Genomic DNA, 7,137 nt, shown 5'->3' on the forward strand with positions numbered 1-7,137 from the left:
CCTTCTAAACCTAGAAACTTACTTATATGTTCACTGATATTATTAAATCGCATTTTTCAAAATACCTATATATAAATAATAGCACAGATATTTGAATTCTAAAATACCTGTGCTATCTAAACTTGCTTATTTACCTATGTTATAGGCCTATTCAACCTATAAGTAATAGTCAAAACTACTTATCATACTTTTTAAGCTTGTGGTCTACTTACCGCAGCAGTTTTTATATTTTTTTCCACTTCCACAAGGACAAGGATCATTCCTGCCTACCTTTGCTTGTGTAGCCTCTGCCTCTGGTTTGCTAGGCTTCCTGTCGACGCCATCCATATCTGGAGATTCTAGGCTATCAACATCAACTACTGCCTTTCTTTCAACAGGGACCTCTATCTGAATGTTGAATAGGTAAGAAACAGTATCTTCCCTAATCAGCTTGTTCATGTCGTCAAACATATCGAAACCTTCCATCTTGTAGGCTATAACTGGGTCTATTTGACCAATAGCCCTCAGACCTATACCCTGACGCAACTGGTCCATGGCATCTATATGATCTATCCAATGGTTGTCAACTGACTGAAGCAGGATTACTCTTTCTACTTCTCTCATCCTATCAAAACCTATGAACTCTTCCTTTTCAGTATATAGGGCCAACAATCTTTCATATGTTGCTTCTAGAGCCTCTGATGATGTCATTTCGGCAAAGTTTATATCGTCTATTACTCCACCTGGAAGATACCTTCTATACATATGAGTCCTATAAGCTTCATGATCAAGTACTTCATTTTCATCCGTATATATAGCCACTGCTTCTGTGATCACATCTCTCATCATCATCTGAATCTGTTCTTGTAGATTTTCTCCAGACAATACCCTCTTTCTCTCAGCATAGATTATCTCTCTTTGCTTGTTCATTACATCATCGTATTCAAGGACATGCTTTCTGATACCAAAGTTCTTACCCTCTACCTTCTTTTGGGCATTCTCAATTGATTTTGTAAGCATCCTATGCTCTATTGGAGTATCATCGTCAAGACCTAACTTTTCAAGTATACCCTGGACTCTTTCACTACCAAACAGCCTCATCAAATCATCATCTAGACCTATATAGAACCTAGATTCACCTGGGTCACCCTGACGACCTGCACGACCTCTTAGCTGGTTGTCTATTCTACGAGACTCATGTCTTTCTGTACCAAGTATGCACAGACCTCCAGCCTCTATAACCGCTACCTGCTCAGCATCAGTTTGCCTCTTGTATTCTTCATATAATTTCTTGTATGTCTTTCTAGCAGCATCATATTCTTCATTGGCTTCAACACCGGCTACTTCATTAGCTGAATTTACCCTGTTGATCATCTCGTCTGTAAAGTTTAACCTCTTCATCTCTCTCAGAGCCATAAATGATGGGTTACCACCTAGTAGGATGTCGGTACCTCTACCAGCCATATTTGTGGCGATTGTAACGGCTCCTAACCTACCTGCCTGAGCTATTATCTCTGCTTCCTTTTCATGGAATTTGGCATTTAAAACTTCGTGAGCTATACCCTCTTCTGTCAAAATGCTTGATAGCAATTCAGATTTTTCTATTGATACTGTACCAACTAGGACTGGCTGCTTATTTGCATGCCTTTCCTTGATATCCCTAGCAACTGCCCTGAACTTGGCCAATTGGTTGGCATATACAGAGTCTGCCAAGTCCTTTCTCAATAATGGCTTGTTAGTTGGGACCTGGAATACGTCCATCTTGTAGATTGACTTGAACTCTTCTTCCTCAGTCTTGGCTGTACCTGTCATACCTGATAGCTTGTTGTACATTCTAAAGTAGTTCTGGAATGTAATGGTTGCTAGTGTCTTTGACTCTCTCTGTATAGTCAAACCTTCCTTGGCTTCTATCGCCTGGTGTAGACCATCAGAATACCTTCTACCAAACATCAAACGACCTGTGAACTCATCAACAATTATAATTTCGTCGTCCTTGGCCACATAGTCAACATCCTTCTTCATTATAGTATGAGCCTTTAAGGCCTGATTGATATGGTGGTAAAGTTCAGTATGTTCCATAGTAGTTATATTGTCTACATTAAAATATACTTCAGCCTTCTTTATACCAGTTTCTGTAAGAGAAACTGCCTTGTCCTTCTCTTCCTTTTCATAGTCATCCTCATTCAATGTCAATATAAATACATTGGCATCTGAATATAGGTGAGTAGACTTGTCCCCAGGTCCAGATATGATTAGTGGTGTCCTTGCTTCATCGACTAGGATAGAGTCAACCTCATCGACAATTGCATAGTTAAGACCCCTCTGAACCATCTGCTCTTCATGGATAACCATATTATCCTTTAGGTAGTCAAAGCCGTATTCGTTGTTAGTTCCGTATGTGATATCGCACTCATACTGCTGCTTTCTAAGCTGAGGTGACTGCCCATGCACTATTACACCTACAGTCAAGCCCAAAAATTCATATATCTTGGCCATCTGGTCACGGTCACGCTTAGCAAGATAATCATTAACAGTTACAACGTGTACTCCCTTACCTTCTAGGGCATTTAGGTATACTGGACAAGTAGCAACAAGAGTCTTACCTTCACCAGTCTTCATTTCAGCTATACGCCCCTGGTGCAAGACCATGCCACCTATTAACTGGACCTTGAAGTGTCTCATTCCCAAAATTCTTGTAGAGGCTTCCCTTACAACAGCAAATGCATCTACTAGTATATCATCAAGTGTTTCTCCATTTTTTAGTCTTTCTTTGAACTTAGGTGTCATAGCCTGAAGTTCCTCATCTGTCATAGCTGAATACTTATCGCTAGCTGAATCTATCTGATCAGCAATCTTATTAAACTGCTTTAAATCTTTTTTATCCGCCATATTGAATAGGCTATCCAAAAAACTCATTCACATCTCTCCTTTTATTTATTCGCAAAATTATTCGTACATAGTTTATTTTATCATAAATACATAGTTTTGAATAGTTAAATCACCATTTAGTGTTGATTTTTATTGGAATATAATATATCATGAATATGCTACGATAATTTATAATATATCATAGATTACTGAAATAAAACTAAAGTAGGGGGATATTTAATGAAAAAAACTATCAGCTTAAAGTCTGAAAGCCTTAGGGATATTAGAACTATAACTGGTTCAGCCTTGCTAATTGCAGCAGCAGTTATTATCGATTTTTTTAGGTTTGTATTTTCTAATATATTAGAAATATCATTCAGTTTCTTGGCCTTGGCCATGACTGGTCTCTTATATGGACCGCTTGTCGGTGGTGTCGTAGGAGGTATTTCAGATATAATACAATACATCGTAAGGCCTAGTGGACCATTTTTCCCAGGTTTTACCCTAAATAGCATCCTTTCTGGAGTTATTTTCGGTATGTTCTTGTACAAGCAAAAATTAACAGTAAAGCGTGTAACTATCTGTGTTTTGATTGAGGGCATCATCACTGTTCTAATCCTTACACCAATATGGTTAAACATACTTTACGGTGCAAAGTTGTTCGCTATACCTAGACTTATCAGGTTTATCGTGATGCTACCTATAAAGGTCGCTCTTATATACGGTTTCGGTAGGGTAATGGAAAAGCAGAAATTATTCGAAAAATTTAGGGCTGCTTAAGTAGGAATTAAAAAAAGCTTTTTATTAGTATATACTAGTAAAAAGCTTTTTTGTATTTAGCTGACCTGATCTTTGACCCCACACTCGCCTGCTGGAACTTTCGCTTTGGGGTTACCGCACTACTGATCCTCTCGATTTTCTCGGCAGGACTTACTTCTAAGCCGCGCCATGCTCACTCTCCAATTTTTAGGAGTAGCTTACGTGGATCCCTTTGCCCGCGACTGGCTTGGACTTGCAACCACAGACCTAAACACTTTATTTAGTTTATAATTTTAGACCCTACTTGTCAATATCTTTTTCATATTTTCCTGTTAAAAAAGTTAATGATACAACCTGTCCTGCGCCTGCCAACTTGAGAACCTTGGCAATTTCATCAATTGTAGCTCCAGTAGTAAAAACATCATCTACAATCAGTATATTTTTACCCACTATCAAATCTCTCACTTCTTTCCTTATCGTAAACGCATTTTTCAAGACCCTTCTTCTCTCTCGTGACGATAAACCATGTAGCTTTTCGGTATTTTTTGTCCTCTCCACAAGATCAAATAGGGGCAAACCTATCAAGCCCGCCAAATATTTAGCTATCTTTTGAGCTTGGTTAAACCCTCTTGACTCCATCCTCTTCTGGCTTAGTGGTACATAGGTCAATATATCCATACGCCCCAACAAATTAGGATTTATATTCAGCAAAGAATCAGCCATTATTTCAGCTATTATTTTCGCCATATAGGTCTTGTCGCTGTATTTCAACTTAAACACCATTTTCTTTGATAGGTCTCCGTACTCTATAAAGCTAATATTCCTATCGAATAAAAATCTCTTATCCACACAGTAAGGGCATTTTTCAACAGACTTATCCACCTCTAGACTGGTGTTTATCAGCGGTTTTCCACAGTATTCACAGGAATTGTGTATAAATATTATCTTTTTTAGGCAAGTTCTGCATATTGAGTATCTATTGTTCCTAGAAATAGGCATATCACAAAATATACAGTTCAAATTTTGTGGATAAATTATATCCAAGATCTTTTTCCATATTTTTTCCAACATAAAAGCCCCCTTAATAGGAGGCTTTTACAGTAGTGTAATAATAAAAAATCAAAAAACTATTCATACTTATGAGTTGTATAAAAATATGAATTATATATATTCAATTAGTCCTCGACTATTGAATGCAACTTAAAACTCGCCAGCTTGTATGACAAGTTTGAATACCTATCCTGGTTCATATTATTAGATATCATATAATCTAGATACTTCTTATTGCCGACTATTACCACAAGCTTCTTTGCCCTAGTAACGGCCGTATACAGTAGGTTCCTACTCAAAAGCATAGGCGGCCCCCAGGTCATGGGAATTACTACTATAGGAAACTCACTTCCCTGACTCTTGTGGATGGTCGTACAAAAGCAGTGATCCAGTTCAGCCAGTTCATCATACTTGTACTTGAATATCTTGTATTCGTCAAAAAGGACATATATAGACTTATTCTGCTTGTCTATATGGTAGATATAGCCTATATCTCCATTGTATATACCCTCTCCATAGTCGGTATTTTTTTCATTTTCCCACTTCTTTGAGTAATTATTTTTTATCTGCATGACCTTGTCTCCAACCCTAAAGGTCCTCTTCAAGAGTTCTACTTCCTGCCTTTCGCCCTTAGATGGATTTAGGACATCTTGTAGTTCTGCATTAAGGTTATTAACACCGACAGTCCCCTTACGCATGGGAGAAAGCACCTGTATATCCTTGATAGGGTCAACCTTGTAAAAATTCGACAAACGTCCCTTGACAAGTCCTTTTATCTCTTCTAATATATCTAGCTCATTTTCCTTATTTATAAAGTAGAAGTCGGTCCCCTTCCTATTGGCGACAATATCTTGCCCCTTGTTGATCCTATGGGCATTGACTATTATATCACTCTCCTGGGCCTGCCTAAATATCTCAGTCAACCTGATAGTGGTAATGACACCTGAAGATATAATATCCCCCAAGACATTACCTGCTCCCACCGATGGTAGCTGGTCTGCATCTCCAACCAAAAGCAACCTGGTCTTGGCCGAAGTAGCTTTTAGAAGGGCATCCATAAGAAAGATATCTATCATTGAGGATTCATCGACTATTATTACATCTGCCTCTATAGGCTCTTCCTCATTTTTCATAAAGATAGACCTGTCCTCAGAGTCAAAGGCCATCTCTAGTAACCTATGTATGGTCTTGGCCTCCTTGCCCGTAGTCTCAGTCATTCTCTTGGCAGCACGTCCGGTTGGGGCAGCCAAGACAACCTTATTCTTATTTAATTTAAATAGGCTTATAATTGCATTTATAGTAGTGGTCTTACCTGTTCCCGGACCACCTGTCAGAACCATCACACCATTTTCAAAGGCAGCCCTAACAGCCATCTTTTGATTTGTATCCAAGAAAATCGACTTATCCTCTTCAAATATTTCAATTTCCCTATCTATATCTATTTTCAAGTCCCTATGCTCATAGACATTTAAACCAACCAGCCTGTTGCATACATCAACCTCTGCCTTGTGGAACTTGGCCAGGTAGATTATATTACAATCTCCCAACTTTTCAATGACGATCTTCCTCTCCAGGGCCATCTCGTATATCATGGAATCAATCAAGTCCATATCAAGGTCCAATAACTTTTGAGATTCAGACCTGACTAGGTCCTCTGGCAAAAATGTATGGCCACTATTTATAGAATTTTTCAATATATGGAGAATACCCTTTTCTATCCTGTATTCAGAATCTTTTTCTACACCAGACTTTTGGGCTATATCATCCGCTATGGTAAAGCCTATTCCAACCACCCTATCAACTAAGAGATATGGATTGGTCTTGATTACATCTAGGGATTTTTCACCATAGATCCTGTATATTTTAATACTCAGCCTAGGATTGATACCATAGGGAGAAAGGGCCACTATTACATTTTTAACACCCATATTTTCCCGGTAGCTCTCAACAATTGGCTGGAGTTTTTTGTTTCCTATACCTTCTATTTCCAAGAGCCTGTCAGGCTCATTTTGTATTATATTAAGGGTTTCAAGTCCAAACTTTTCAACAATCCTCTTGGCAGTTTTTTCTCCCACCCCCTTGATGACACCTGACGACAAAAATGACAAAATACCACTGATAGTAGATGGAACTACAATTTCATATGACTCTACATTCAATTGTCTACCATAGATATCATGAATCTTCCAGTCCCCCTCTACTAAAATATTTTCTCCAGCAGTTAGGCCTGGCATATAACCTGTGATCACTTCGGTATAGTCTTCAATTTTTAACCTGGCCACTGTATAGCCATTTGCATCATTCGAGTAAACAATATCGACAACACTACCCTCGACTTGCTCCATTATATCTGCCTCCTATCTACTTATAGTCATTTTTTTCATTTTTATAAAGCTTTTTTTAAATTTTTTTCTAAATCTTTCCATCGGTTGATTGTATAATCAATTTGTACAACTGAATAAAAAAATGATTCATTGCGAA

At 38.2% G+C, this 7,137-nt stretch carries 4 protein-coding genes; 1 reads left to right on the forward strand and 3 read right to left on the reverse strand.

The features are described 5' to 3' along the window. Positions 1 to 204 precede the first annotated feature (204 nt). Positions 205 to 2,895: a preprotein translocase subunit SecA gene (secA, locus tag HMPREF1639_RS04995; protein ID WP_036764036.1), complete on the reverse strand. Its 2,691-nt coding sequence runs from the start codon at positions 2,893 to 2,895 to the stop codon at positions 205 to 207. Between the two features lie 192 nt (positions 2,896 to 3,087). Here secA and HMPREF1639_RS05000 point away from each other — a divergent pair, with 192 nt between their 5' ends. Beyond that, positions 3,088 to 3,627 (forward strand): folate family ECF transporter S component, encoded by a 540-nt coding sequence (locus HMPREF1639_RS05000; protein WP_036764038.1) that lies wholly within the window; start codon positions 3,088 to 3,090, stop codon positions 3,625 to 3,627. Positions 3,628 to 3,906: 279 nt separating this feature from the next. Here HMPREF1639_RS05000 and HMPREF1639_RS05005 read toward each other — a convergent pair whose 3' ends face one another. Continuing rightward, on the reverse strand, positions 3,907 to 4,677 hold the full coding sequence (locus HMPREF1639_RS05005) for a ComF family protein (protein WP_036764041.1): 771 nt from the start codon (positions 4,675 to 4,677) through the stop codon (positions 3,907 to 3,909). A 104-nt stretch (positions 4,678 to 4,781) separates the two neighbouring features. After that, positions 4,782 to 7,001 (reverse strand): SF1B family DNA helicase RecD2, encoded by a 2,220-nt coding sequence (gene recD2, locus HMPREF1639_RS05010; RefSeq protein WP_036764043.1) that lies wholly within the window; start codon positions 6,999 to 7,001, stop codon positions 4,782 to 4,784. Positions 7,002 to 7,137: the final 136 nt, after the last annotated feature.

Source organism: Peptostreptococcus sp. MV1, from assembly GCF_000758885.1.
Classification (GTDB): Bacteria; Bacillota; Clostridia; order Peptostreptococcales; family Peptostreptococcaceae; genus Peptostreptococcus.

Excerpts from the sequence above, each read along its gene's own strand:
- secA (WP_036764036.1), bottom strand. The coding sequence starts at position 2,895 with ATGAGTTTTTTGGATAGCCTATTCAATATGGCGGATAAAAAAGATTTA.
- HMPREF1639_RS05000 (WP_036764038.1), top strand. The coding sequence starts at position 3,088 with ATGAAAAAAACTATCAGCTTAAAGTCTGAAAGCCTTAGGGATATTAGA.
- HMPREF1639_RS05005 (WP_036764041.1), bottom strand. The coding sequence starts at position 4,677 with ATGTTGGAAAAAATATGGAAAAAGATCTTGGATATAATTTATCCACAA.
- recD2 (WP_036764043.1), bottom strand. The coding sequence starts at position 7,001 with ATGGAGCAAGTCGAGGGTAGTGTTGTCGATATTGTTTACTCGAATGAT.